Annotated in this window: 24 protein-coding genes; 10 read left to right on the forward strand and 14 right to left on the reverse strand. The window is 68.4% G+C overall.

Annotation, left to right across the window (positions count from 1 at the left end):
* Positions 1-52: 52 nt before the first annotated feature.
* From BKN51_RS13390 to BKN51_RS13405, 4 genes are all read right to left on the reverse strand, one after another.
* Positions 53-841: a hypothetical protein gene (locus tag BKN51_RS13390; protein WP_101607954.1), complete on the reverse strand. Its 789-nt coding sequence runs from the start codon at positions 839-841 to the stop codon at positions 53-55.
* Position 842: 1 nt separating this feature from the next.
* Complete coding sequence (locus tag BKN51_RS13395) at positions 843-4598, reverse strand: hypothetical protein (protein WP_146044332.1); 3756 nt, start codon at positions 4596-4598, stop codon at positions 843-845.
* A gap of 49 nt (positions 4599-4647) precedes the next feature.
* The gene (locus BKN51_RS13400; protein ID WP_101607956.1) at positions 4648-5694 is read right to left on the reverse strand and encodes a hypothetical protein; all 1047 of its coding nucleotides are present in this window, start codon (positions 5692-5694) and stop codon (positions 4648-4650) included.
* Between the two features lie 253 nt (positions 5695-5947).
* Positions 5948-6481 (reverse strand): hypothetical protein, encoded by a 534-nt coding sequence (locus BKN51_RS13405; RefSeq protein WP_101607957.1) that lies wholly within the window; start codon positions 6479-6481, stop codon positions 5948-5950.
* Between the two features lie 315 nt (positions 6482-6796).
* Between BKN51_RS13405 and BKN51_RS13410 the strand changes: the two genes are divergently transcribed.
* Complete coding sequence (locus tag BKN51_RS13410) at positions 6797-7054, forward strand: hypothetical protein (RefSeq protein WP_101607958.1); 258 nt, start codon at positions 6797-6799, stop codon at positions 7052-7054.
* A 25-nt stretch (positions 7055-7079) separates the two neighbouring features.
* Here BKN51_RS13410 and BKN51_RS13415 read toward each other — a convergent pair whose 3' ends face one another.
* Positions 7080-8531, reverse strand: a complete 1452-nt coding sequence (locus BKN51_RS13415; protein ID WP_101607959.1) for an aldehyde dehydrogenase — start codon at positions 8529-8531, stop codon at positions 7080-7082.
* Between the two features lie 79 nt (positions 8532-8610).
* Here BKN51_RS13415 and BKN51_RS13420 point away from each other — a divergent pair, with 79 nt between their 5' ends.
* From BKN51_RS13420 to ligA, 3 genes are all read left to right on the forward strand, one after another.
* Entirely contained in the window at positions 8611-9147 is a 537-nt protein-coding gene (locus BKN51_RS13420; protein WP_168214326.1) for a TetR/AcrR family transcriptional regulator, read from the forward strand.
* Positions 9148-9212: 65 nt separating this feature from the next.
* On the forward strand, positions 9213-10310 hold the full coding sequence (locus tag BKN51_RS13425) for a calcium:proton antiporter (RefSeq protein WP_101607961.1): 1098 nt from the start codon (positions 9213-9215) through the stop codon (positions 10308-10310).
* A gap of 54 nt (positions 10311-10364) precedes the next feature.
* Positions 10365-12356, forward strand: coding sequence for an NAD-dependent DNA ligase LigA (gene ligA, locus BKN51_RS13430; RefSeq protein WP_101607962.1), 1992 nt, complete (start codon positions 10365-10367; stop codon positions 12354-12356).
* 150 nt (positions 12357-12506) lie between these two features.
* Here the strand turns inward: ligA and BKN51_RS13435 are convergent, their stop codons facing one another.
* The 4 genes from BKN51_RS13435 to BKN51_RS13450 are packed head-to-tail and all read right to left on the reverse strand — an operon-like array spanning position 12507 to position 17393.
* Positions 12507-13643 (reverse strand): family 2 encapsulin nanocompartment cargo protein terpene cyclase, encoded by a 1137-nt coding sequence (locus tag BKN51_RS13435; protein ID WP_101607963.1) that lies wholly within the window; start codon positions 13641-13643, stop codon positions 12507-12509.
* Positions 13644-13669: 26 nt separating this feature from the next.
* Positions 13670-14533, reverse strand: a complete 864-nt coding sequence (locus BKN51_RS13440; protein WP_101607964.1) for a geranyl diphosphate 2-C-methyltransferase — start codon at positions 14531-14533, stop codon at positions 13670-13672.
* A 53-nt stretch (positions 14534-14586) separates the two neighbouring features.
* A complete protein-coding gene (locus BKN51_RS13445; RefSeq protein WP_101607965.1) occupies positions 14587-15975 on the reverse strand; it encodes a family 2B encapsulin nanocompartment shell protein in 1389 nt (462 codons plus the stop codon).
* Positions 15972-17393 (reverse strand): family 2B encapsulin nanocompartment shell protein, encoded by a 1422-nt coding sequence (locus BKN51_RS13450; protein WP_101607966.1) that lies wholly within the window; start codon positions 17391-17393, stop codon positions 15972-15974. The genes BKN51_RS13445 and BKN51_RS13450 overlap by 4 nt, the downstream gene beginning before the upstream one ends.
* A gap of 471 nt (positions 17394-17864) precedes the next feature.
* Between BKN51_RS13450 and cmtR the strand changes: the two genes are divergently transcribed.
* From cmtR to BKN51_RS13470, 4 genes are read left to right on the forward strand one after another with little or no spacing between them, the layout of a single operon-like run.
* Entirely contained in the window at positions 17865-18203 is a 339-nt protein-coding gene (gene cmtR, locus BKN51_RS13455) for a Cd(II)/Pb(II)-sensing metalloregulatory transcriptional regulator CmtR (protein ID WP_101607967.1), read from the forward strand.
* The gene (locus tag BKN51_RS13460; RefSeq protein WP_174720411.1) at positions 18200-18853 is read left to right on the forward strand and encodes a cation transporter; all 654 of its coding nucleotides are present in this window, start codon (positions 18200-18202) and stop codon (positions 18851-18853) included. Before cmtR ends, BKN51_RS13460 begins: the two co-directional genes overlap by 4 nt.
* 10 nt (positions 18854-18863) lie before the next feature.
* A complete protein-coding gene (locus BKN51_RS13465) occupies positions 18864-19475 on the forward strand; it encodes a class I SAM-dependent methyltransferase (RefSeq protein WP_101607969.1) in 612 nt (203 codons plus the stop codon).
* A 43-nt stretch (positions 19476-19518) separates the two neighbouring features.
* On the forward strand, positions 19519-19977 hold the full coding sequence (locus BKN51_RS13470) for an LppU/SCO3897 family protein (RefSeq protein WP_101607970.1): 459 nt from the start codon (positions 19519-19521) through the stop codon (positions 19975-19977).
* Positions 19978-19981: 4 nt separating this feature from the next.
* Here BKN51_RS13470 and BKN51_RS13475 read toward each other — a convergent pair whose 3' ends face one another.
* The gene (locus tag BKN51_RS13475) at positions 19982-21028 is read right to left on the reverse strand and encodes an oxygenase MpaB family protein (RefSeq protein ID WP_101613203.1); all 1047 of its coding nucleotides are present in this window, start codon (positions 21026-21028) and stop codon (positions 19982-19984) included.
* 95 nt (positions 21029-21123) lie between these two features.
* On the opposite strand from BKN51_RS13475, the gene BKN51_RS13480 reads away from it, so the two are divergent.
* A complete protein-coding gene (locus BKN51_RS13480; protein ID WP_101607971.1) occupies positions 21124-21765 on the forward strand; it encodes a TetR/AcrR family transcriptional regulator in 642 nt (213 codons plus the stop codon).
* Positions 21766-21995: 230 nt separating this feature from the next.
* On the opposite strand, the gene BKN51_RS13485 is transcribed toward BKN51_RS13480, so the two are convergent.
* Positions 21996-22589 (reverse strand): TetR/AcrR family transcriptional regulator, encoded by a 594-nt coding sequence (locus BKN51_RS13485; protein ID WP_101607972.1) that lies wholly within the window; start codon positions 22587-22589, stop codon positions 21996-21998.
* A gap of 70 nt (positions 22590-22659) precedes the next feature.
* On the opposite strand from BKN51_RS13485, the gene BKN51_RS13490 reads away from it, so the two are divergent.
* On the forward strand, positions 22660-23553 hold the full coding sequence (locus BKN51_RS13490; RefSeq protein ID WP_101607973.1) for an NADP-dependent oxidoreductase: 894 nt from the start codon (positions 22660-22662) through the stop codon (positions 23551-23553).
* 7 nt (positions 23554-23560) lie between these two features.
* Here the strand turns inward: BKN51_RS13490 and rraA are convergent, their stop codons facing one another.
* The 3 genes from rraA to BKN51_RS13505 form a co-directional block, all read right to left on the reverse strand.
* A complete protein-coding gene (gene rraA / locus BKN51_RS13495; protein WP_101607974.1) occupies positions 23561-24037 on the reverse strand; it encodes a ribonuclease E activity regulator RraA in 477 nt (158 codons plus the stop codon).
* Between the two features lie 206 nt (positions 24038-24243).
* Positions 24244-24396 carry a hypothetical protein gene (locus BKN51_RS44270; RefSeq protein ID WP_233223165.1) on the reverse strand — a complete coding sequence of 51 codons (153 nt, stop codon included), beginning with the start codon at positions 24394-24396 and terminating at the stop codon, positions 24244-24246.
* A gap of 36 nt (positions 24397-24432) precedes the next feature.
* Positions 24433-25032, reverse strand: a complete 600-nt coding sequence (locus BKN51_RS13505; protein WP_101607975.1) for a TetR/AcrR family transcriptional regulator — start codon at positions 25030-25032, stop codon at positions 24433-24435.
* Between the last annotated feature and the right edge of the window lie 20 nt (positions 25033-25052).

Consider the following 25052-nt stretch of genomic DNA (forward strand, 5'->3'; position numbering starts at 1 on the left):
GCTCTGCCCAGTGTTCCCTTTCTCAAAACCCCTCCAGATTCGTTCGATATTCTCAGCGCGCCGCAGCGCGAAGCTTTTTCGACAGGAATTCGGTGATCTCGGCGGTGAACTCCGCCGAGTTCTGAAAGGTGACCCCGGTCTTTCCGAACTGGACGAGTCCGTCCAGCACGACGCCGTTCTCGAGTTCGGTCACCACGTTCTGTCCGTATCGCGCTTTCATTCCTTCGACGAAACCGCCCGACGAGCCGATGATCTCGGCGGAGAGAAACACCGCGCCTTCCACCCGGAGGCCGTCGTGGATCTGCGCGGGAGTCGGCAAGGTGGCTTCGTTCGCCAGATGTCCGTAGAGCGCGTCGGACCGCACGCACACCTGTTTGAACAACTCGCTCGCCCAGTCGTAGCGGGCGAGCGCCCGGCGCCGGTCCTTGCCCGACCAGAGCCCCGGCGGAATCCCCAGCTCGTCATCGGCCAGATGCGCCTCCACAGCTTGCCGTTCCCGGAGCGTCCGATCGAAGACCATGACCCGCTCGATCACGATCGGCCCGAACCGTTTCGTCCTGACATAGGCGCGGATCGGCACCTGGCCGGGATCCGTCGGCAGATCGGCGGGAACGCCGTTCTCGCCGAAGTCGATTTCGGCGAGAACCCGCTGCACTTCGACCGACTCGTCGTCCACCGCCGATCGCGGTGCGACTTCCACATACCGGGCGCTCGACTCGACACTCCCACGGACGAGCTGCACCATCGTGCCGAAGACGGCTTCGCTGGTCTTTCTCGTCGAATAGACCGCCAGGGAAAGATGCGACCCTGCCGGGATCAGTTCCCGGCGGAATGTGGTCATCTCACTCCTTCAAAAGCTTGAGCATCGCCGACAGCTGCCCCGAATTGGGCCTGAAGGCGGTGACGAGCTCACTGGTCACCCGGTCGATCTGCACCACGAACCAGTCGTTGCCGATCCGGTTGATCATCGCCCAGGTCTCCGCACTGCCGCTGCGCCACGGCACGATCTTCTTGCTCTTGATACCCCGTTCGAGCATGGCGGTCCACTCAGGCATGTCCGCACCGGTGACTTCGCGCCCGAACCACTCGTGGGCGTGCCTGCCGAACGAATGGTCCCGGCCATGCTGGGTGATCACCGGCTTCTTGACCAGGCAGACCTTCGCCTGGATCCCGACGTCCGCGGTGGTGTACGTCGAGGCTGTCCCGTTGGGGACGACCTCCTCGGCCAGCTGGACGACGCAGTCCAGCCTGAACCGGGAGAAGACGGAACGGACCCGGCCCAGCACCTTGCGGCCGAGGTCGGACGCTTCCACGTACTTGACCACCCCGGCGACCACGCGAACGATCGCCTTCCCGATGACCGGCAGTTTTCCGAGGATGACGATGAAGTTGCCGATGTTGATGATCGTCCAGATGCAGCTTTCGATGTTCCCTTCGCCGAAGCATTTCTTCGCGTCGTCGATGCCGAGAAGACCGTTCAGTGCCTCCGCGCCGACCTCCAGCAGGAACTCCGGGATCGTCTTGTTCACCGCGGGCAACGCGTCCCGGTAGGCCTGGATGTCCCCGCCAGCGTCCGAGGCCAGCAGCATCTCCACTTCATCGGCCGTCAGATCCGCTTCACCTGGCTCAAGCTGCCCCGACACCTGACGACGGCGCTCGGCCTCGTCACGGCGAGCCTGTTCTTCGGCCCGGTCCGCGGCCTTCTGTGCGTCGGTGGCCGAAGACTGGGCGTTGGCGGCCGCGTCGGCCGCCCTGTCGGCGGCTTCCTGGGCGTGATCAGCCGCCTTACGGGCAGCGGCCGCGTCGGTTTCGGCCTTGCTCGCGGCGTCGCGGGCGGCGATCGCGTCGTTCTCCGCCCTGGTCGCGGCATCCCGCGCCGCGGTGGCGTCCGCTTCGGCCGCGGTCGCCGCCTTGCCCGCGATGGCCGCGTCGTTGCTCGCCGTGTTGGCGGATTGCCGAGCCGCGGCCGCGTCGGCCTTGGCCTGCGCGTCGGCCTGCCGGGCTCGGTCACCCGCGGCCCTGGCCGCCGCGCCATCCGCCGCCGCGTCGGCCGCGGCCTTCTGCGCGTCGGCCGCCGACCTCGCCGCGGCACCGGCCGAAGCCGCGGCCTGCGCCGCCGCCTCGTATGCGGGCTTGGCCTCGGCTGCGGCGCGATCAGCGGCTTCCCGTGCCAACCTCGCCGCTTCCTGGGCCGCCACCGCCTGCCGCTCGGCGGCCGCCGCCTGCTCGGCACCCACCCGCCGTGCCTCTTCGGCCACCCACTGCACGAAGTCCGCGCCCAGATCGGTGCCGGTGAACGGCAAAGCGATCGTGACGGCGGTGTTCGCGCGCTCGATGACACCCTGAGCGGAAGCACGTGCCCCCTGCGCGGCCCGTACGGCGATGCCGGCCTGGGTCGCGGCGGACACCGCCTCCCCCGCCGCCGCGTCCGCCTCGGCCTTCGTGCGTTCGGCCGCGCGCAACGAAAGGAATGCCTGCTCCGCCGCTTGTTCGGCCAGCCGCGTCGCCGCTCGTGCCGCCTCCGCGGCCTTCACTTCGAAGACCGTCGCTTCAGCCGCCTTGGCGTTCGACAGCTCCGCCAGGGCATGGGTGGCCGCGGCAGCCGACTCGGCCTCCCGCGCCCACTTGTCGGCCTCTTTGGCGTGGAAGGTCGCTTGATCCGCCGCGGCACGGGCCCGCGCAGCGGCCCTGGTCGCCTCGGTGGCGTGAGTACGCGCGCTGACGGCCGCACCGGTGGCCGCGTCGGCCGCGGTACGCGCCTCTCTCGCGGCCTGCTCCGCTTGTCCCGCTTCGGTCCGGGCCTGGGCGGCCGCGTTCTTCGCTTCTTGTTCGTATCCGGTGCCTGCCGCGGCGGCCGCACCCGCCGCCAGTGCCTGCGCCTTCGCTTCCGCTGCCTGCCTCGCCTGTTCAGCGGAGAAGGCCTTCCCACGCGCCTCGGTGGCCTTCCGGTCTTCGGCGACCGCGTTGTCCGCCGCCTGCTGCGCCGTCCGGTCCTGCTCTTCGGCACGGCCCCGCGCGTCATGGGCGAGGCCTGCCTGCCGTTCGGCCTCGCCGCGTTTGGTCCTGGCCGTCGTCGCGTCACGCTCCGCCGCGGCGCGCTCGTTGGCCGCGTTCGCCCGTTCCTGCTCCGCGATCCGGCGCTGGTCTGCGGCCTTGCGCTGCTCGTCGTCCGCCCGCAGCCGGGCCTCATGTGCCTTCGCCGCTTCCCGCCACGCCGCCTGTTCGGCCTGCTCCGCCTCGATGCGGGCCTGTTTGGTCCGAGCGGCGGCCTCTTGCGCCGCGACCGCCTGTACCCGCGCCGCTTCGGCCACCCTGGCCGCCGAACGAGCGTGCTCTTCGGCGTGGGTACGCCATTTCGCGGCTTCCTCGGCGTGCCGTTCCGCCTTCTCCTGCGCGTTCCGCGCGGCATCGACCGCGGCGGTGGCGTCGATGGCCTGTCGAGCGGTCTGGGCGGCACCGGCGGCCGCCTCCGAGGCCGCGGCCATCCCCCTGGCCATCTCGGCCCACTTCGCGCCGTAGGGCAGGTTCACCTCGACGAGGACGTTCGCCTCGACCGTCGCGGTGGCCGAGGCCTGCTGTGCGTCGGTCACCGCGCGCTGCGCCGCATCGAGTTGCCGGGTCGCTTCCCGTTTCACTTCGTCGAACGCAGACGGCGGATGAATGCCGCCTGCCTCGTTGGCCGCCAGGATCTGTGCGGCGCGACGGGCCTCGTTGGCCGCGGCGATCATCCCATTGGCCGCCCACTCCAAGGCCCGCACGCCGTTGCCGTGCGCGATGAGCAGATTCTTCCGTGCGGTCGATGCCCGAGCGGCCCGCTTGGCCAGATCGGTGAGCTGCTCGGCGGCCTTGGCGCGTTCCTCCTGTTCACGCAGATATGCTTCGCGAGCGTCTGCGTCCTTTTTGGAAGCCACCAGATATCCGCCGTTGAGGAATTCGGCGATCGCCGCATCCCCTCGGGACAACGCGAGCTGGGCGGCCGTACGTACTTCGAGACCGCCCACGCCGGCCAACATCTCGGTCCGGGAGCGCAGCAGCGCGGCCCTCGCCCGCACGTCCGCCACCACTTGTTCGTCCCGGGAGCGCTCGATCTCCGCGCCGTAGGCGACGAAGTTCGAACGATCGGCGTCCGAACCGGCGAGGACCCGGCTGACCCCGGCTTCGAGGTACGGTCCGCCAGTGCCCGCCATCGCCTCGACCTTGGCGCGGTCTTGCCGGGCGGCCTCCTGTTTGCGTGCCGCCGCCCGGGCCATGGCGTTTTCGTGGCCGGTCGCAAGGAACTCGAAGATCCCGGCTTCGCCCTGGGCCAGTGCCGCAGTCGCGGCTTCCCTGACCTCGACGTCCTCGTGCAGCTCGGCGTTGTCCGCGACGAGCTGCCGCAGCCTGGGGTCGCCCAGATTCACCTGGCCGGACGTGCCGTCCCAATCCCGCCACCACGACTCGGGCATCGGTCGCGGCTCACCCGACTGCACGTCCACGGCGGACGCCATCGACCAACCGGCTCGCGGGGCTCCGGAGGCGGGCTGGACCAACCCGGCGAGCACGGCCACGGACAACAACACCAGGAACGATCTTCGGCTCGACCGCGTCAACGCACGCATCGTCAACTCCCGTTCAGGAAGAAAGAGAAAGAACTCCGGCTCGGTGGATTCAGGCGGTGCGCGTCATCCGGGTTTCCCCGGCCTGCGCTTCGGCGAGGAGGTCCTGCCAGTACTGAGCACGTTCGCCCGCCCAGTCGTGTTCCGCGGACCATTGCTGCTCATTGCCCACCGCGGGGCCACCGATCGCCTGCCAGTTCGGTCCGGTCGCGGCTTGGGCGGCGGCGGCCACCGCACGCCAGTTTTCGGCCTGTCGCGCGGACAGTTCGGCCGCTTCGGCCCATGCCGAGCGCGCCGGGCCGGTCCGGTCGGCCGCCGTACGCCACGCTTGAGCGGCCTGTGCCCTGAGCTGTTCCGCGGCCTCTTCCGAAGCCTCCAGCGCCGCTTTCTCCGCCGCACGGGCTTCCTTCGCCAACCGCGTGGCGGTCATCCTCCACGTGATGTCGTTGTCCGCAGCGCGTGCCCGGTGAACGTCCAGGTCGAGGCGTCCCCCACCGGCCCAGCCGTAGGCGAAGAACTCCACCAGGGCGCCGTCACCGGCGCCGGGTCGCACCGCGAAAGCCGCGGCCGCGCGGACCTGCTCGCCGGGATCGGTCTGCCCGAGGTCGCGGACGAACGCCCGATCGGCCTCGATGATCGCCCGTTTCGCCTCTCCGGACGCTTCCCGTGCCAGTCGATCCCGTTCCTGCGCGGCCGCGTACCCGACGCGCACGAAAGCCTCGCGCTCTCCCGGGGTCCCATTGACCACCCGTTGTGCGGCGGCATGCACTTCCGGCGCGAATTCGGGCAAATACGTCTCGAGCACCCGCCGCACGAAATCGAGATTCGTCGCGTCGCTTTCCCTGGCCAGTTCCACGGCGAAGGCATAATCCGTCGCCAAGAACCGGGTGATCGCCTCGTCCTGCGCGTCGTCGATGTACGCGGTGGTGGCCGCGGCCCGGACGGTGGCCCTCGGGTCGTACAGCATCAGCATGAAGACCAGATTCCGGTCCGCGTCACTGACCGCCAGCTGGTCAGCGGTCCGCGCCTGCGCTCCCGGCGTCTGCGAAACCAGCAGCGCGACGGCAAGGAACACCGAAAAGAGAGCTCTCTTGAGCACCGGTCAATCCCCCCAGATCAGTGAGCAATCCTCCAGTCGCAGACATAATCAGAGAATAAGTATCGGCGCAAGAATGCAAATGGCGGAATTACCCACAGGGATCGCCACATATCAGATCTTGATCAACAGGCGCTTTTCGAAACGGAATCAATCCGGGAAGATCCACTTCGATACGAATTCCTCAGGGTTCGAGATCTCCGGTACACAGACGGGTGTCCTCGAGGGGCCGCAGCCCCTCGAGGACACCGGTCGGTCAACTGATCAGCAGCGGACCTTCGTACCGCAACGTGTCGCCCTCGCCGTACACCCGGACCGTCAACTCCGGCGGCTCCCACGGCGCGAACACCTCGTCCATGTTCTGGGGCGCCGGCCCCAGGTCCACATCGACGGCGAAGGTGTGGGCCACGATGTCGGCCGGGACGACCATGCCGTCCGTGTCGGCCACCTCCAGCCGGGTCACGCCGGCATCGATCGCGCCGAGCACGCCCGGCCGCGAACTCCACACCGCGAACCCTCGCTCGGTGGTGTCGTTCCCGTACCCGGTGCTCATGATGTTGAACAGCGTGCGCTCTCCCTCACGGAAGACGCACTCCGCCTCGACACCCGACTCGTTGTAGGCCAGCAACCGCCCGCTCGCGGTGTCCGGCCCGAGCCTGGCCCCGGCGTGCCACCCCGCGTGTGACACCGCCTCCGCCGACCCTTCGATCTCCGCCGCCCGGTAAAGCTCGGTGAAGGCCGTCAGTTCCTCGATCCACTTCGCGACTACTTCATCCCTTGGTGGGGCCACTACGCGTGCGCCCTCCTCTCTGACTGTCCACAATGGTCATTACCGAGGTTGACATACGCGGATGCCGATCGCATCGGGGTTTCCCCGGAGATCACCCGGGCCGCTGCACGGTTCCGTGCAACCGACGGCGAACCCCCGGTGCTCACGCTGACGCCATCGAGCGGGCACGGAACGTGGACGTTCGGGGCCTTGGGGAACAGTCGATTGCGCCGAGTAGAGCAATCTCGCGGATTCTCCGTCATGGGGTTTCCCATCGCACGTCGGAGTGTCGCCGGGACAAACCCGGCGGCACTCCGACGCAGAGGGGCAAGGCTGATGACCGCGCAGCGCACGATCACGGACGAGATCGGCGAAATCGGTGTCTGGCTGATGGGCGAGTTCGGCGGCCGCGTGCCCGCTGCCGTGATCAGCCGCGTGCTCAACGCGAGCAGGCGCGACCTCGAGGGCCGCATCGACCCTGAGGAACTGGGCGAGATGTTCCATACCCTCTGCCGGTTCCGGCTTCAGCGGATCTTGGCGTCGGACCAGCGGATCACGATCAAGATCCCCGCGCCTGCGTCTCGTGAGTGGTAAAGACGGTTCTAACCGTCTTTACCACTCACGAGTTCGGCACGGTGACGGTCTTGAGCTCCACGTACTGGGCAAGACCGGCGGCACCGTATTCACGGCCGACGCCGCTGGCCTTGAACCCGCCGAACGGGCCGTCGAAGCCGATCGGCGCCCCGTTGACGGTGACCGTCCCGGTGCGCATCCGCCGGGCGACCGCGAGCGCGTGCTCTTCGTCGGCCGACCAGACACCGCCGGAGAGCCCGTACTCGGAATCGTTCGCGATGCGGATCGCGTCGTCCTCGTCGTCGTAAGGCAGGACGACGAGCACCGGCCCGAAGATCTCCTCCTGGGCGATCCGCATCGCGCTGTCGACGTCGGCGAACAACGTCGGCGTGACGTAGTTGCCCTTCTCGAGGCCGTCCGGGATCTCGGGACCTCCGGTGACCAGCCGCGCGCCCTCGGCGGCGCCGATCTCGATGTAGTCGCGCACCCGTTGCTGCTGACCGGGCCGCACCATCGGGCCGATGAAGGTCTTCTCGTCGGCCGGGTCGCCGACGACGAGAGACTCCATCATCTCCTTGAGTCCGTCGACGACCTCGTCGTACCGGCTACGGGGCGCGAGGATCCGCGTCTGCGCGATGCACGCCTCGCCGTTGTTGAGCAGCGACCCGAACCTCAGCCCGGCGATCGCGTCCTCCAGCACGGCGCCAGGCAGGATCACGGCCGCGGATTTGCCGCCTAGTTCCAGGCTGACCCGCTTGAGTTGCGCACCCGCCAGCGACGCGATCCGGCGCCCCGCGGCGGTCGAGCCGGTGAACGCGATCTTGTCGACTCCGGGGTGTTTCACCAGGTACTCGCTGGTCTCGCGGTCCGCAGGCAGCACGCTGATCACCCCGGACGGCAGCCCGGCCTCCGCCAGCAGGTCCGCGAGCAGGCTCATGCTGAGCGAGTTCTCCGGCGAGACCTTGAGGACGACCGTGTTCCCCGCGAGCAGCGCCGGGACGATCTTGGCCATCGACGCCGAGAACGGTGAGTTCCACGGGATGATCGCGGACACCACGCCGATCGGTTCCCGGCGCACGATCGAACGGAACGGCGCGGACGGGTCCGAGGGCGTGAGCGTCTCCTCCCAGCCGAACTCCTCGGCCGCCTTCAGGTACGAGACGGCCAGCCGTCCCACTCCGGGCTGACCGGCCCGCGTGAACCACAGGGCCGAGCCGTTCTCGGCCGAGATCAGCTCGGCGATCTCGGCCGCGCGGGCCTCCCTCAAGGCGTTGAGCCGCCGAAGAACCGCGATCCGTTCCTCCGGCGGGGTCCGCGGCCACGGTCCTTCGTCGAAAGCGGTCCTGGCCGCGGCGACGGCACGGTCGATGTCGGCGGGAAGGGCCTGGACGACGCGCCCCAGCAAGGACTGGTCGTGAGGGGACACGATGTCCAGCGGCGTCGGATCGCTCGGCGTCGTCCATTCGCCTCCGATGAAGAGCTTGTCGTTCGCGATCACCGTTCCACCTTCCTTAAATGTCACACCAACGTAGCACTTATTGCAGTTAACGACACAGGTGTGTGATACATTCCCGAACGTGAGAGCTGATGCGGCGCGCAATCTCGAAGCGGTCCTGACCACGGGCGCGCGGATGCTGGCGAGCGACCCATCGACGAGCATCGGCGCGATCGCCGCCGAAGCCGGAGTAGACCGGCGCACCGTCTATCGGCGCTTCGCCTCCCGTGAAGACCTTTTGGCGGCCATCTACGACTCCCGGCTGACCGCGGTCGAAGAGGTGGTCCGCGGCGCCCGGCTCACCGAGTCGGCGGTCCCCGTGGCTCTGCACCGTTACGTCGAGGGCATCATCGAGGTCAACCGCGCCTGGCCGGTCGAGCTGACCCGGATGCGCACCGAACCGTCCATCCAGGAGCGTCGAAGCCGGCTCACCGCCGACGTGGACTCGTTCCTCCGGCGCGCCACCGACGAGGGGTTCCTCCGAGCGGACGTCCCGGACGGCTGGGCGAGCCGTCTGCTGATCCAGCTCCTCCATCTCGCCTCGCGCGAGGACCTGGACGCCCCGCGCGCCGCAGACCTCCTCGTCGGGACCTTTCTGGACGGTGTCGGCATCCACTAAGAAGTTCGTCACCCTGTGCCCCACATGGAGGGGCGACGTCACGCAGGGTGTGCGAAAGTGACGTCATGGCCGCCACGCGCAGACGATTCCCCGTGTCCTGGACCACCGTCACCCCGGTCCTCGCCATCGTCGTCTTGGCTCTGAGCTGGGGCCGCGATCTGGGCCCGGTGCCGGTGGCCATCGTCGCGCTCGCCCTGGGCGCGACGGTGCTGGCCGCGGTGCATCACGCCGAAGTGGTCGCGCACCGCGTCGGCGAACCCTTCGGCTCGTTGGTGCTGGCGATCGCGGTCACGGTCATCGAGGTCGCGCTGATCGTCACGATGATGTCCTCGGGCGGCCCCGAGGCTGGGACGCTGGCCCGCGACACGGTGTTCGCCGCGGTGATGATCACCACGAACGGCATCGTCGGCATCTCGGTCATGGTGGGTGCCCGCCGCTACGGCGAGACGCACTTCAACCCGGAGGGCAGTGGCGGCGCCCTCGCCACCGTGGCCACCCTCGCCGCCGTGACCCTCGTGCTGCCGACGTTCACCTTCAGCACCCCAGGGCCTGCTTTCAGCAGCACGCAGCTCACGTTCGCCGCCGTCGCGTCGCTGCTTCTCTACGGCCTCTTCGTGCTCACCCAGACCGTGCGCCATCGTGACTTCTTCCTGCCGGTCGACACCGACGGCACCGTCAAGGAGGAAGAGCACGCCGAGCCGCCGACCAACAAGGCCGCGCTGACCAGCCTCGGACTGCTGCTGGTCGCGCTGGTCGCCGTCGTCGGTCTCGCGAAGGTCGAGTCGCCCGCCATCGAGGCCGGAGTCAGCGCGGCCGGTTTCCCGCAGTCGTTCGTCGGTGTCGTCATCGCGCTGCTGGTGCTGCTGCCCGAAACCCTCGCCGCGACGCGGGCCGCCCGGCGCGACCGGATGCAGACCAGCCTCAACCTCGCCTACGGTTCGGCGATCGCGAGCATCGGGCTCACCATCCCGACCATCGCGCTGGCGTCGATCTGGCTGGACGGGCCGCTGCTGCTGGGCCTCGGCGCGACCCACATCGTGCTGCTCGCGCTGACGATCGCGGTCAGCGTGCTCACCGTCGTCCCCGGCCGCGCGACCCGGCTGCAGGGCGGTGTGCACCTGGTGCTGCTGGCCTCGTTCCTGGTCCTCGCCGTCAACCCGTGACGCGAGGCCTCTTCGGACGGTGTTCTGTCGGTGGTCACGGGTAATCTCTGCCCCGTGAACGCTCGGGACCGCATCCAAGAACTCGCCGATCAGATCGTCGTCCTTCGCGACGCCTACTACCGGGGCTCGCCGAAGGTGGCCGATGCCGACTACGACGCGGTCGAGGACGAGCTGCGGGGGCTCATCGAGGCCAACCCCGGGCTGGCCCCCGATCCGAATCCGCTGGATCAGGTCGGCGCGCCCGCCGTGCTGCACGCGCCCATCCGGCACTCGCGCCCGATGTTGTCGCTGGAGAAGGCGACCAAACCCGAGCAGGTCTCGGCGTTCTTCACCCGTTTTCCCGGTCAGTCGGTGGTCGTCATGCCGAAGCTGGACGGCCTGTCGCTGGCCCTGGTCTACGAGAACGGGCGGCTCGCGCGGGCGATCACCCGAGGCGACGGCACCACCGGTGACGACGTGACCCCGCTGGTGCGGGCGCTGACCGACGGCGTCCCGGAGAAGGTCGACGCCCCCGGACGGGTCGAGGTGCGCGGCGAGGCCGTCATGCTGCGGTCCACCTTCGCCGCGTACAACAAGGTGCATCCGGACAAGCCGCTGATCAACCCGCGCAACGCCGCCGCGGGAACGCTGCGCGCCAAGGACGCGGCCACCGTCTCCGAGCGGCGCCTGCGGTTCTTCGCGTTCGACCTGTCCACCGAACCCGACAGCGCGGAAACCGATCTGGACGGCGCGCTGCGGACGCTCGGCTTCACCGCCGCCGACATGCGGCACTGCGAAGACGCGGAAGCGGCGCAAGCCGTCATCACGACCATCGAGGAGCAGCGCAACGACCTCGACTACGACCTCGACGGCGCCGTGCTGCGCCTGGCGGATCGCGACGCGTACGCGGCCGCCGGGACCCGGTCCAGTTCACCCCGCGGCGCGCTGGCGTTCAAGTTCGCCGCCGAGGAGAAGACCACCGTGCTCGCCGATGTGGTCTGGGATGTCGGCAAGACCGGCAAGATCGCTCCCGTGGCGTGGCTGGAGCCGGTGTTCGTCGGCGGGACCACCGTCACCAGGGCGACACTGGCCAATCAGGAGGTCATCCGCGCCCGCGGCATCAAGATCGGCGACACCGTGCTGGTACGCCGTGCAGGTGACGTGATCCCGTTCGTGGCGGGTGTCTTGGATGCCTCCAAGCGCACCGGTGAGGAACGCGAGATCGTGCCGCCGTCGGTGTGCCCGTCGTGCGAAGAACCGTTGACCGAACAGGGCAACAGCCGGGAACTGTTCTGCACCAACGTCGCCTGCCCCGCGCAGACCGTCCGCCGTCTGATCCACTGGGCTTCGCGAGCGGCCGCGGACATCGACGCGATCGGCGGGGTCTGGATCGAGCGGCTCGCCGAAGCCGGGATTCTCGAACACCCGTCGGACTTCTACCGGCTCACCAAGGAAACGCTGCTGGAATTCGACCGTATCGGTGACATCTCCGCCACCCGCATGATCGAATCGATCGACGCGAGCCGCGCCGTCGGCCTGCGCCGGGCGCTGATCGGGCTGGCGATTCCGATGGCTTCCGAGGGCACCGCCGCGCGACTGTGCCGGGCGGGGTTCGGTTCGTTGGAGGACGTCGCCGCCGCGGGCGAAGAAGGCCTCGTCGCCGTGGACGACATCGGCCCGAAGGTCGCCGCGTCCCTGATCGAGCACCTCACGCGGTTGCGCCCCGAACTCGAGCGGCTGCGGGAGGTCGGTGTCTCACTGGACGTGCGCGAGGAGGACCTCCCGCCGGTCGTCGTGGCCGGTGCGCCGCTCGAAGGCAAGACGGTCGTGGTCACCGGGTCGATCAGCGACCCCCGTTCCGGTGAAAAGGTGCCGCGCCCGACCTTCCAGCGGTTGTGCGAGAAGGCGGGCGCGACCACCGCGACGTCGGTCTCGGCGAACACCGACATGCTCATCACCGGTGCCGACGTCGGGGCGAGCAAGATCGCCAAGGCCGAGAAGCTCGAAGTCGAGGTCGTGGACCAGGGTGTGATCTGGCAGCAGCTGATCGCCGCGGGCGTCGTCTAGGCGTAGATCTCGTGAGCAGTGTCGCGAAAGCGCCGCTTGAAGTACGTGATGGCCCCCTTCCTTGCGTCTAGCGCAAGGAAGGGGGCCATCACGTACTTGGGACAGGCGTGAGGGTCGAGTTTCTTCGACTGAGCCGAGGGAAGGGGCCCTTCACGGCCGGTACCGCGGACTCGTCGAGTGCCATTCGAAACCGCCGCCCATCCACCCCCGCAACCCGCGCATGAACCGCTGCAGTTCGAGAGAAGGCACCGCGCTCAGCTTTTCGTGCGCCGCCTGGAAGTCCCGGACGACGTCGTTGTGCAGCTCGACGGTGATCGCCGTGGCCTCCGCGATCGAGCACTTCCGGTCGTCGGCGATCAACAGGACCGCGTTGCACGGCGGCGACTCGTCCTCCAGATCCTTGGTGACCGAGTGCACGTCGTTGACGAGCACGGCCGCCGTACCCGCCTGGATGGCCGCCTCACGGACCCGCGGGTCGTAGTAGAGGTTCGACGTCAGTTCATAGCCGCCGAGGACGTCGATCAACGTCATCGACGTGTAGAAGCTGTCGTGCTGCCTGGCCGCGAGATACTCCCAAGCCGGCGGGTACTTCCCGCTGTGGCGCCAAGCCGCGTAGGCGGTCCAGCTCACGAACATCGCGAACGTCGAATAGCAGACTCGCTGCACCTGCGCGGCCGTCCCGGACGCCCGCAGATACTCGATACCCGAATTCAGTGCGATCAGAACCCGGTCGCTCCGCAGGGTTTCGTCGAGGTCGCGGCTGAACTCCCCCAACGACGGCACCGGGTCCATGGCGGCCATCGCCAGCGCGAGCTTCGGCGGCAGCTCCGCCGGGACGGCGCCGAGGGAGGTGTCGTCGGCGTAGAGGTCGTCGGCCGCCCACCAGGCGGCGTTGAGCTTCGCCGAGATCAGCAGCCTGTCGGGATCCTCGCAGTCCGGGTGGGCGAGCATGACGAGCCTGCCGAAGCCCGCCGTCCCGATCTGCTCGCATTCCTCCTCGTCGAACCCGCACTCCCCCGCCCACAAGGCCAACCGCCGGTCGACCTCCTCGGCGAGCGGTTCGTTGATCCGTTCGGTGACGGGGCAGTACAGCGGCGGTGCCGACCCGTCACCCCACGGCCGGAACGCGTACGCCGGATCGAGACCGGGTCCCTCCGGCGGCGGAGCCTCCTCCGCCGCCGGAGAAATCGCGGCCGGTTGAGCCAGCCTGGCCGCCAGCCGGGCGGCGGACGTGCCCAATCCGCTCGGACCGGCCAGCAACGTGGCCAGCGCACCGTGTTCCGTCATCACTTCACTCCGGTGGTCTCGCGGGATCAGACGCGGTCCGCGGCGATGAGCAGGTAGTGGAAGCTGCCTTCCCGGTAGGCGTCGAGGAACGGCCCCTCGATCCCGGTCGCCACCGACGACTTCGCCCGCAGTTCCCAGTACGGGATCGTGTCCGCCGTGAGGTCCACCACCGAGATCGGCACCAGGTCGTTCGCCGTCATCGCCTTGAAGTACTGGCTGCGCGGATGGATGTTGCAGGTGTAGTGCTGGTCGATCTGCGCGACGGCCTTGGACCGGCCACCGGTCACGTCGTTGTAGCACCCGGTGATGGTGACGTAGCGGCCGCCGAACTCCAGCTGCCGCGCGTGCTCGGCGAAGAGCTCGTGGAGGTCCACGTACATGGTGCTTTCGTTGTTCCAGATGCCCTTGCGCGAGCCGGTTTCGAAGCCGGTGTCGAGCATGTTGCGGAAGTGGTAGCGCACCCGGTCGGCGACGCCCCTGATCTCCGCTTGGTGGTTGGCGAACTCGACCTGCTTCTCCGAGATCGAGATCCCGTCGACGTGACAGCCGAACCGTGCGTTGGCCATGATGCTCGAGCCGCCGCGCCCGCAGCCGGCGTCGAGGAGCCGGTCCTCCGGTTTGACGTCGCCGAGGTGATCGAGCAGGACGTCCGCCTGCGCGGTCTCCAGGCGGTGCATTTCGGCGATGATCCGCTCGTCGCGGGTGCTCTCGGGCCCCTCCAGTACCGACCAGTCGACCTCGCCCACCCCGTAGTGGTGGTGGTACAGCCCGTCCACGTCACCCAGCCGCAGGTTGACCGGGTCCTTCTCCTTGTTCCAGTACGACGCCACCGACTTCTGGTATTCGGTGCGCAGCACCTTGGCGGGAACGGGGGTGCGGGCGATGGTCACGTGGGTGGTCCTTTCTGGAGCATTGGTGTTCGTTGTCGTGGCAGGACTGATGGTCACCGCGCGACCTCGACGTTCTCCAGAACGCCGAGCGCGTCGGGCACGAGAACGGCGGCCGAGTAGTAGGTGCTGACCAGGTAGGTCGCGACCGCCTTCTCGCTGATGCCGTCGAAACGCACGTTCAGGCCCGGCTCGTATTCGTCGGGCAGACCGGTCTGGTGCAGGCCGATCACGCCGTTGTCCTCCAACCCGGTCCGCATGGCGAGGATCGAGGACGTGCCGGCCTCGGTGACCGGGATCTTGTCGCAGGGCAGGATCGGCACCCCGCGCCACGCGGCGACCACCTTGCCGTCGACCGTGGTGCCTTCCGGGTAGAGGCTGCGGCGCGTGCATTCCCTGCCGAACGCGGCGATCGCGCGCGGATGGGCGAGGAAGAACTTCGTCTTGCGGCGGCGGCTGACGAGTTCGTCCATGTCGTCGGGCGTCGGCGGGCCGGACCGGGTCTGGAACCGCGATTTGAGGTCTGCGTTGTGCAGCAGCCCGAATTCGCGGTTGTTGATCAGGTCGTGTTCCTGCCGCTCCCGCAGTGCCGCCACGGTCAGCCGGAGCTGCTCGTCGAACTGATTCATCGGCCCGTTGTAGAGATCGGTCACGCGTGTGTGCACGCGCAGCGCCGTCTGGGCGACGGCGAGGTCGTACTCGCGCGGCGAGATCTCGTAGTCGACGAAGGTGCCCGGCAGCAGCGGCTCCCCGTCATGCCCCGACGACATCCCGATCTCGGACTCACCCTTGGCGTTCTGCGGCTTTCCCTTGTGCGCCAGCATGTCCTGCACGTGACGGCGCATCGCCTCCGACCGGCCGTTGAGGTCGGCGAAGTCGTCGGCGCGCAGGGTCAGCACCGTCACCGGGGTGACGGCCTTGACGGTGAACGGCCAGTTGCGATCGATGCCGGCGAGCATTTCGTCACCGAAGTGGTCGCCGTCGGCCATGCTGCCGATGGCGGCTTCGGTGCCGTACTCGCCCGGCGCCACCTTGGCGACCTTGCCGTGCGCGACCAGCACGACCTCGTCGAGCGGGGAACCGTGGCTGACGATCGTCTCGCCGGGCCGGTACTCGTGCTGCACGAACCGGTCGGCGAGCGCGGTGAGCGTGTCCTCGTCGTCGAAACCGCGCAGCAGTGCCAGTTCCGCGAGTTCCTGCGGGACGACCCTGATCTCGGTGCCGACGTTGGTGAAGCTCACCCGGCCGTCGCCGACAGCATAGGTCAGGCGCCGGTTGACCCGGAAGGAGCCACCGGTCGCCTCGACCCAGGGCAGCATCTTCAGCAGCCAGCGCGGCGTGATGCTCTGCATCTGCGGCCGCGTCTTGGTGGTCGTCGCCAGGTTGCGCGCGGCGGCGGGACCGAGACTGAGCCGCCGGTCGGCCTCCGGCGTCGTGGCGGTCATCCTTCGCGGCCGAGTTCGGCGGCTTCGAGCACGGCGAGCGCGTCCGGCACGAGCACGGCGGCGGAGTAGTACGTGCTGACGAGGTAGGAGATGATGGCTTGCTCGGAGATCCCCATGAAGCGGACGTTCAGGCCGGGCTCGTACTCGTCGGGCAGGCCGATCTGACGCAGGCCGATCACGCCCTGGTTCTTCTCGCCGGTGCGCATCAGCAGCACGGAACTGGTGCTGGTCTGGCTCACCGGGATCTTGTTGCACGGCAGGATCGGGACCCCGCGCCAGGACGGCACCTTGTGCCCGCCGAGGTCGGCGCCGGTCGGGTAGATACCGCGTTTGCTGCACTCGCGGCTGAACGCGGCGATCGTGCGCGGATGCGCGAGGAAGAAGCCGGGGTCCTTCCACACCAGGGCGAGCAGGTCGTCGAAGTCGTCCGGAGTGGGCGGACCGGAGCGTGTCGGGATGCGCTGGGTGAAGTCGGCGTTGTTGAGCAGGCCGAAGTCCGCGTTGTTGATCATTTCGTGCTCTTGGCGCTCGCGCAGCGCCTCGATGGTCAGGCGGAGCTGCTGCTCGGTCTGGTCCATCGGCTGGTTGTAGAGGTCGGAGACGCGGCTGTGAACCCGCAGCACGGTCTGGGCGACGCTCAGTTCGTATTCCCGCGGCGAGGTCTCGTAGTCGACGAAGGTGCCCGGCAGCAGCGGCTCGCCGTCGTGGCCGGAGGAGATGTCGATCTCGGCTTCACCGAAGTCGTTGGCACGACCGGAATCCTGCGACGCCTGCTCGATCTGCGCCTGCAGCGATTCGGACTGCTCCAGCACGCGCTCGAAGGCCTGGCGGGTCAGGGTCAGCACGGTGCAGGCCGTGGCCGCCTTCGCGGTGAACTCCCAGATCCCGTCGTCGGCGACGAGGGCCTGCGCACCGAAGTAGTCACCGTCCTTGACCACACCGAGCGCGGTCTCGTCACCGTAGTGACCGGGGCCGGTCTTGGTGATCTTGCCGTGGGCGATGAGGTAGACCCGGTCGGCCCGGTGCCCGAACTCGACGAGCACGTCGCCCGCCGATACCTCCTGCTGCTCGAAGCGGCGGGCGAGTTCGTCGAGCACCTCTTCGTCGTCGTACCCCTTGAGCGGCTTCAGTTCCCCCAGCTCCGCCGGGATCACGCTCACTTCGGTGCCGGCCTTCGAGAACGTCACCCGGCCGTCGCCGACCGCGTAATTGAGCCGCCGGTTGACCCGGTAGGCGCCACCGTTGACCTGAACCCATTCGAGCATCTTCAGCAGCCACCGGGACGAAATTCCCTGCATCTGCGGAACGGATTTGGTCGTTGTCGCCAGGTTTCGCGCGGCGGCCCGGCCCAAACTCAGCTGCGGATTTCCCGGCCCCTGGACACCTTCGGCGGAAGTGTCCGATTCGGTCACGGTCACAGCAAGGTCCACCCTTCAATAGTCGCGTGAGAAAACAAGATCCACCAACCACGGTGTGCCGACTGTGCCCCGAGGTGCGGCCCCCGCAGGGATCAACATAGCAAGGCGGTTTGCCCGCACAAGCGCACTTTCGGGTAGTGAGAAAAGGCCACCCGAATGCCGATTTCCCCATTATGCGAGAAGGCTTCCATCACCATTACTCGGCGCTTTAACGCACCCACACAATCGGTCCAGCGATTGTTCTGAGGTGTTATGCGCCGCCGCCCCGGGACTCCCGGGCGTACGCGTTATGCGGCCGTTGGAGGGGTGCGCCGAGTCCTTTCGGGTCACCCGCGCGCCCGTGTTCGGCGATGGCTTGACAGACAGCGACGAAACAGAGGGTCGCATCCGGACACTCCGTCGTGTCAAGCAGCCGTTCCAACCCTGCCCACCCGTTGCTGACATGTCAGCGAGCGCTGTACTGTTCTACCCGTGCTGACGTGTGAAACCCAGGGCGCCGCGCTCGCCCGGCTCGGTCGCGCCCTCGCCGACCCGAACCGGTGCAGGATCCTGGTCGCTCTGCTCGAAGGCGTGAGCTATCCCGGCCAGCTGGCCGGGCAACTCGGCCTGAGCCGCTCCAATGTGTCCAACCACCTCGCGTGCCTGCGAGGGTGCGGGCTGGTCGTGGCGACTTACGAGGGCAGGCAGGTCCGCTATGCGCTGGCGGACGCCCACCTCGCCCGCGCGCTGCGGGAACTGGTGCAGGTCGTGCTCGCCGTCGACACGGCGGAGCCCTGTGTGGACGACGCCGGTATAGAGGTGCTCCGGTGAGCGTGGAGAGCGGATCCTGCGCGGACGGCTGCTGCGCCACGACATCCACAGTGGACGAGGATCGCCGCGTCGTGTTGTCGCGCCGGGTCCGGCTCCTGGTCGCCGCGACGATCACCTACAACGTCATCGAAGCGGTCATCGCCATCTCCGCGGGCACCATCGCCTCCTCGACCGCGCTGATCGGCTTCGGCCTGGACTCGGTCATCGAGGTCGCTTCCGCCACCGCCGTCGCGTGGCAGTTCTCCGGCAAGGACCCCGAAGCCCGCGAACGCACCGCGCTCAAGGTCATCGCGGTGTCCTTCTTCGCGCTGGCCGCCTATGTGACCGTCGAATCCGTACGCACCCTGTTCGGCGCCGACCCCGCCGAGCACTCCACCGTCGGGATCGTGCTCGCGGCGGTCTCGCTGCTCGTGATGCCCTTCCTGTCCCACGCCCAGCGCCGCGCCGGGCGAGAACTCGGCTCCGCGAGCGCTGTCGCCGATTCGAAGCAGACCTTGCTCTGCACCTATCTTTCCGGTGTGCTGCTCGTCGGGTTGCTGCTCAACAGCCTCTTCGGCTGGTACTGGGCCGATCCGCTGGTCGCCCTCGTCATCGCCGCCGTCGCGATCAAGGAAGGCCGCGAAGCCTGGCGCGGTGAGCACTGCTGCTGAAAGGAACGCCATGACCCCGCCCGCGCGCTGGAACCGTTACTGGGACGGCAAATCCCGGAACTACGACCGGGAGATGCAGTTTCTCGACCGGAAGCTCTTCGGCGATTCGCGAGCGTGGGCCTGCGGCCAGGCGACCGGCGACGTCCTCGAGGTCGCCGTCGGGACCGGCCTGAATCTGCGGCTCTATCCCGGCGACGTCACGCTCACCGGCATCGACCTCAGCGACGGCATGCTCGCCATCGCCCGTGACCGCGCCGAACGCCTCGGCCACCCGGTGACGCTGAGGCGTGCCGACGCGCACGACCTGCCGTTCGACGCCGGTTCGTTCGACACCGTGGTCTGCACCCTGGGACTTTGCGCCATCCCGGACGACGGCAAGGCGTTGCGGGAAATGGCCAGGGTCCTGCGGCCCGGCGGCCTGCTCATCCTGCTCGATCACATCGCGAGTTCGTCGCGTGCCGTCCGCGGCCTGCAATGGCTCACCGAAAAGATCACCGTGCCGATGGCGGGCGAGCACTTCCTGCGGCGCCCGTTCGACAAGATCGGCGACCTCGGCCTGACGGTGGAGCACCGGGACCGGTTCAAGCTCGGGTTGGTGGAACGGCTCGTCGCCCGCAAGTGAACTCTGTCATCGGAATTTCATCGACGCCGTCGATCCTGATGACGTGACCTACCCCCAGCAGCCGCCCGTCTGGCAGCAGTACCCCGCTCCGCCGCCGAAGAAGTCCCCGAAAACGGGGCTGGTCTTCGGAGTCGCGGCAGCCGCTCTCGTCGTCGCCGTCGGAGGGATCGCGGTGACCGTGGCGCTCGCGACCGGTGACAACGCCATCAGTGGCACTCCCCTCAGCGGCAGCGCCCCCGAGGTCGATCCCGACCCGTTCTCCGCACAGGCCGGAGACTGCATCTCGGCCGACGAAGACGCCGGGACGAACGGCAAGTTCAGCGCCAGCGCGGTCCGGGTCCACTGCACGGACGATTCGGCCAACTACACGGTGATCGCGCAGCTGGCGTCCAGTACCGGCTCGGACTGCAAGGAAGTGCCCGGCTACGAGTACGGCAACCCGGTCGTCTACGACTTCAAGTCGGGATCGTCCAGGGAACTCTGCGTCATGCCGAGGAACTGACGGCTCAAGACAGCGAGCCCAGAACGGCTTGGGACTCGATGAGACCGTCTTCGCTGGGTGCTTGCCCGGCGCCGAACACCCGCTGGTGCTGCTTCGCCCGGATGTCACGGTGGGCGTCGGCCGGCCTGTCGTAGCCGTAACGCCGTCGTGCTTCGGCCGGGGTCAAGACCTCTTCGGACAGCGGCGGGACGCCGAGAACGTACGGAGCGACGACCGGCACCGCGGAGGGCGCCAGCAGCCGGGCGACCGCCAGTTTCAGCCGCGGGTTGCGATCGACGACGCCGTAGCCGAGCCGCAGGACCGGCCGGACCAGCAGATCGACGACCTGCGGTTGGGTGAACCCGCTCAGCTTCCGCATCCAGCGCGGCATGGTCGCGATCGTCCCGGCGCGCAGGAACCAGTTCACGACCCAGAGGGCCGGAGCCAGCACCCGCGGCGCCGGCGGCAAGACCACCTTCGCCGTCAACAGGTGGTCCATCATCTTCCGGGCCGCTTCACTGACCGCGAGCCGGGGACGCATCCGCTCGAAGTACTCCCGCACGCCATCGCGGGTGCGGGGAACGTCCGCGGGGTCGCAGGTCTGGAATTCGGCGGCGATCGCGCACTCCTCCCAATACCGGTTCTCCTCGGCTGGCGTGAGCCGGCCCCCGCCGTACAGCTCGTAGGCCTTGAGCACCGAATGCCAGCCGGTGAGCAGGATCCACAACTGCGAGTGCGGATCGTTGGCGTCGTAGTGGTTGCCGCTGACGGGCTCGACGCCGATCGCCTTGGCATGCACCTTCACCAGCACGTCCGCGGCCTGGGAAACCTTCTGGCTGTCGGCGAACGCGACCATGGCGAAATAGCGGACCGTGCGGTCGTAGCGGGTGCGAGGCCGCGCGTAGTTCGCACCGGTCTTGTCGACGGCGGCGATCAGCGCCGGGTCGAGCTCCTCCACCACGACGGACCGCTGCAGCCCGGTGACGGCGGCCGTCACATGCCCCCACACCTTCCAGGTGACCGATCCAGGTCCGAAGAACCCGTGGTCCAGCATCGGTTCCACTGGTTTCATCGCCACGTCGGCCTCCCGTTCCCGCAATTAATACTGATGCGTAGCAATATCCTACGCTAGAGTAGCTTTGTCCAGAGTGCGCTTGAGGAGGGCCGTTGACCAGCACGACACCGCGGAAACGCCGTGCCTACGCCGCACGCGTGCCAGCCGAGCAGCGCCGAACGCAGGTGCTTGACGCGGCCCTGCACCTGGTGGTCACCCGAGGTCACAACGCCACGACCATGGACGCGGTCGCCGAACAGGCCGGCGTCACGAAACCGGTGGTTTACGGCCAGTTCCGCAGCCGGAACGAGCTGCTGGCCGCACTGTTGCGGCGCGAGCAGGAAGCCGCGCTCCGGCAGTTGCTCGAAGTACTGCCGGGTGACCCGGGCCGGTTCCTCACCGAGGACGCCCCCGAGTTCATCGCGCGGACGCTCGCCGACTTCCTCAACGCCGTCCAGGAAACGCCGGACCGGTGGTACTGCATCGTCATGCCGATGGCGGACATGCCCGCCGAGTTCCACGCCGCCCGCGAGGCCGCGCGCGCCATCGCCCTCGACCGGGCGGAATCGCTGACGCGATGGCTCCTGGAAGCCGTCGGTGCCCCGGCGGAACTCGATCCGGAAATCGTCGCGCACACCGTCACCGCGCTGTTCGAGATGGCCGCGCGGCTCGTGCTCACCGACCCCGGACGGTACCGGCCGGAGCGGTTCGTCGGCGCGATCCGGGCTGCGGTCGGTCTCGTCCAGCCGCGGTGATATCTGCTGAGTTCTGGGCAGCTTCACGGACTCAGTGATGCCCAGCGGCGGTGTCGCGAAAGCCACTTTCGCGACGTCTGATGTCCCGAAAGTGGCTTTCGCGACACCTGAACGGCTGGTGTGGCCGCATGCCGAGCGTGAAGGAATCGGGACGTTAAGCGTCCCAATTCCTTCATCGTCGCGGGCCGTGTCCACCGGAACCCGAATCGCCACTCACGACCACCGCGACCTCAGCCCGCCGGTTGCTCCGAAGGACTGACAACCTCCCACGCCGCCTCGATCATGCGGAAGATCTCGTCCACCGCGGCTTCCGGATCGGCCGCCTCGCGACCGAGCGAATGGGCATCGACCACGAACCGCGCGATCGTCCGGCAGGCCGTCGCGGAATGCGAGAGACCAGGATCGGCCGCGATCGCCGCCGCCAGCGACTCCGCGTGCCGCAGCCTCATCGATTCCTCGTACTCCCGCAACGCGGGCGATCCGTCGATCATGCGCCAGATCGGCGCGGCACCGTCCGCCGTGCAATGCCGCACCATCGCGTGCATCTCCCGGCGCAGCGCGGAAATGAGCGGCTCGTGCGGGGCGCGACCGGTCACCGCCCGCGCGAGGCTCTGCTCGAAATTCGCGTCCCGCTCGAACACCAATGCCTCCTTCGAGGCGAAGTGGGAGAAGAGCGTGGTGACGGCGACGTCGGCCTCCGCGGCCACCTCGCGGATGCCCACCGCGTCGTATCCGCGCTCCAGAAAGAGCCGCAGGGCGGTGTCGGCGATCTTCTGTCGGGTCGCGGCCTTCTTGCGCTCACGACGTCCGAGAACCTCGGTCATGCTGCAACGCTATCAGATCCAAAACACCACCAGTTCTAAAACACTAACCGTTAGTGCTACGGTCGAGCTCATGAAGAAAGTGATCTTCACCGAGTTCGGTGGTCCGGAAGTCCTGCAGCTCGTCGACGCCGAGGACCCGCACGCGGGCCCCGGCCAGGTACGCATCGCGGTGCGAGCCGCGGGTGTGAACCCCTTCGACTGGAGGGTTCGCGAGGGCCAGGTCCTGGGCGCACATCCGACAACGCTTCCCTCAGGGGTCGGGCTGGACGCCGCTGGAGTGGTCGACGAGGTCGGCGAGGGTGTCACGGATGCCGAGGTCGGCGACCGGGTGTTCGGCGAGGGCTTGAACACCTATGCCGAGTTCGCCGTGATGACGGTCTGGGCCAGGATGCCCGAGGGCCTGACGTTCGAAGAGGCGGCCGGATATCCCTCCGTGGCGGAGACCGCGCTGCGCCTCATCCGCGAAGTGGGGGTGCGATCCGGCGAGACGCTGCTGGTCAGCGGCGCGTCCGGCGGGGTCGGATCGGCGGTAGTGCAGATCGCCCGTGAACGCGGCATCACGGTGATCGGCACGGCCGGGGCCGCGAACCAGGATTACTTGCGCGGCCTGGGCGCCATCGCCACGACGTACGGCGAGGGATGGGCAGGACGGGTGCGAGAGCTCGGCCAGGTCGACGCGGCTCTCGACCTCGCGGGATCGGGCGTGATCCCCGAACTCGTCGAGCTCACCGGGGATCCGCTGAAGGTGCTCTCCATCGCCGATCTCGGCGCACCGGAGTTCGGTGTCCGGTTCTCCGGCGTCGCGGGCAGCGTGCCGGACGCGCTCGCCGAGGCCTCGGACCTCATTTCACGGGGCAAGCTCCATATCCCGGTCGAGAAGTCGTACACGCTCGCCGACGCCGCGACCGCGCATGTCGACAGCCATGCCGGTCACACCCGCGGACGCCGGGTCATCGTCATCTGAGCCTGTTTCAGGCGGGAAGGATCACGACGCCGTCGTCGTCGGAGTAGAGCGTGTCGCCGGGAGTGAAGGTCACTCCCCCGAAGCCGACAGGGACGTCGACGGCGCCGACTCCCGCCTTGGAACTCTTGCGCGGGTTGGTGCCGAGCGCCTTCACGCCGAGCGGGAGTCCGGCGAGTTCGGCGCTGTCGCGGACCGCGCCGTTGACGACCACGCCCGCCCAGCCGTTGTCCACGGCGGATTTCGCGATCATGTCGCCGGTGAGCGCGCTGTGCAGGGAGCCGCCGCCGTCGACGACCAGGACGTTGCCCTCGCCTGGGGTGTTCAGCAGCTTCTTGACCAGGCCGTTGTCCTCGTGACAGGAGACGGTCCGGATCGGGCCGGAGAACTTCCGGTGCCCGCCGAACTGGCGGAACTGGGTGTCGCAGACGCGCAGCCGGTCGCCGTGTTCGTCGACGAGGTCGGCGGTGGTGAAGGAATCGATCACGGCGACAGAGTGTAGGTGCCGTTCAACCGGTTTCGCGCCTGCACGATGAGATCCGCCACACGCCGGGCTTCCGGGATCGCCCGCAGTTCCAGCACCGGCGTCGCCCAAGCGCCGCGGTGTTCGTTCTCCCGGGCCTGCCACCGGTTCCATCGGCTTCCGAAGGTGATCGTGCCGAGGCCTGCCTCGATCAGGCCGACGAACGGGGTCTACCCCGCGAGCCCGCCTCCGATGACGATCAGGAAGACAATCGCCGCGGCGACCGCGATCATTTGCGCGTACTCGGGAAGCCATTTTCGCGGACGCCGCGGCGATCCTGCCCACAGCACTTCTTCGCCTTCTTGCAACGGATATGGCTGCATCGATCCCTCCCCAGGTTGTCATCGGGAGTACGTCCGTCACGTTGCCTCGGACGGGAACAACGTGCCCAGCACGTGGGTGAGGATCGCGCCGGGGTCGGCCGCCGGGGCGACCGTCTGACGCAGGGCGAGGCCGATCCCCAGTGCGCCCAGCATGACGACGGCCTGGTCCAGCGGTATCGCGGGTTCGAGGCGCAGGCGGCGGGAGTGCTCGGTCAGCAGGGCGACCACCTCGTCGTCGTGACGCCGCTGGATGGCGGCGACCTGAGTGGTGGTCTCCGGCTGCTGCGCCGTCGCGGCGAGCACCTCCGCGGCCGCGGCACTCCATTTCGCCGCGTCCTTGTCGGCTACGTCCGCGGGGTTCAGTGCCGCGAGCACCTCGTCGCGAGTGGTGGCACTGGCGAGAGCTTCCCGCAGCCCTCGGAGATGGCCGTCGGCACCGGCTTCGATGATCGCCAGCCACAGCCCTTCCTTGCCACCGAAATGCTTGTAGACGGCTCCGCGGGTGTAGCCGGCGTCGGTCGCGATCTCCTCGACCGTCGCCGCGAGGAAACCGCGCCGCAGGAAGACCTCTCGCCCGGCTTCCAGCAGGTGTCCGTGCGTGCGTTGCTGCTGCTCGGCCCGCGTCAGCCTGGACATCGTCTCTCTTTCAGTAACAG

The organism is Amycolatopsis sp. BJA-103, from assembly GCF_002849735.1.
In the GTDB taxonomy this organism is placed as follows: domain Bacteria; phylum Actinomycetota; class Actinomycetes; order Mycobacteriales; family Pseudonocardiaceae; genus Amycolatopsis.

Coding starts and splice junctions, on each gene's coding strand:
- BKN51_RS13390 (WP_101607954.1), bottom strand. CDS start 841: ATGACCACATTCCGCCGGGAACTGATCCCGGCAGGGTCGCATCTTTCC.
- BKN51_RS13395 (WP_146044332.1), bottom strand. CDS start 4,598: ATGCGTGCGTTGACGCGGTCGAGCCGAAGATCGTTCCTGGTGTTGTTG.
- BKN51_RS13410 (WP_101607958.1), top strand. CDS start 6,797: ATGACCGCGCAGCGCACGATCACGGACGAGATCGGCGAAATCGGTGTC.
- BKN51_RS13425 (WP_101607961.1), top strand. CDS start 9,213: ATGGCCGCCACGCGCAGACGATTCCCCGTGTCCTGGACCACCGTCACC.
- BKN51_RS13435 (WP_101607963.1), bottom strand. CDS start 13,643: ATGACGGAACACGGTGCGCTGGCCACGTTGCTGGCCGGTCCGAGCGGA.
- BKN51_RS13445 (WP_101607965.1), bottom strand. CDS start 15,975: ATGACCGCCACGACGCCGGAGGCCGACCGGCGGCTCAGTCTCGGTCCC.
- BKN51_RS13465 (WP_101607969.1), top strand. CDS start 18,864: ATGACCCCGCCCGCGCGCTGGAACCGTTACTGGGACGGCAAATCCCGG.
- BKN51_RS13475 (WP_101613203.1), bottom strand. CDS start 21,028: ATGAAACCAGTGGAACCGATGCTGGACCACGGGTTCTTCGGACCTGGA.
- BKN51_RS13485 (WP_101607972.1), bottom strand. CDS start 22,589: ATGACCGAGGTTCTCGGACGTCGTGAGCGCAAGAAGGCCGCGACCCGA.
- BKN51_RS13490 (WP_101607973.1), top strand. CDS start 22,660: ATGAAGAAAGTGATCTTCACCGAGTTCGGTGGTCCGGAAGTCCTGCAG.
- BKN51_RS44270 (WP_233223165.1), bottom strand. CDS start 24,396: ATGCAGCCATATCCGTTGCAAGAAGGCGAAGAAGTGCTGTGGGCAGGA.
- BKN51_RS13505 (WP_101607975.1), bottom strand. CDS start 25,032: ATGTCCAGGCTGACGCGGGCCGAGCAGCAGCAACGCACGCACGGACAC.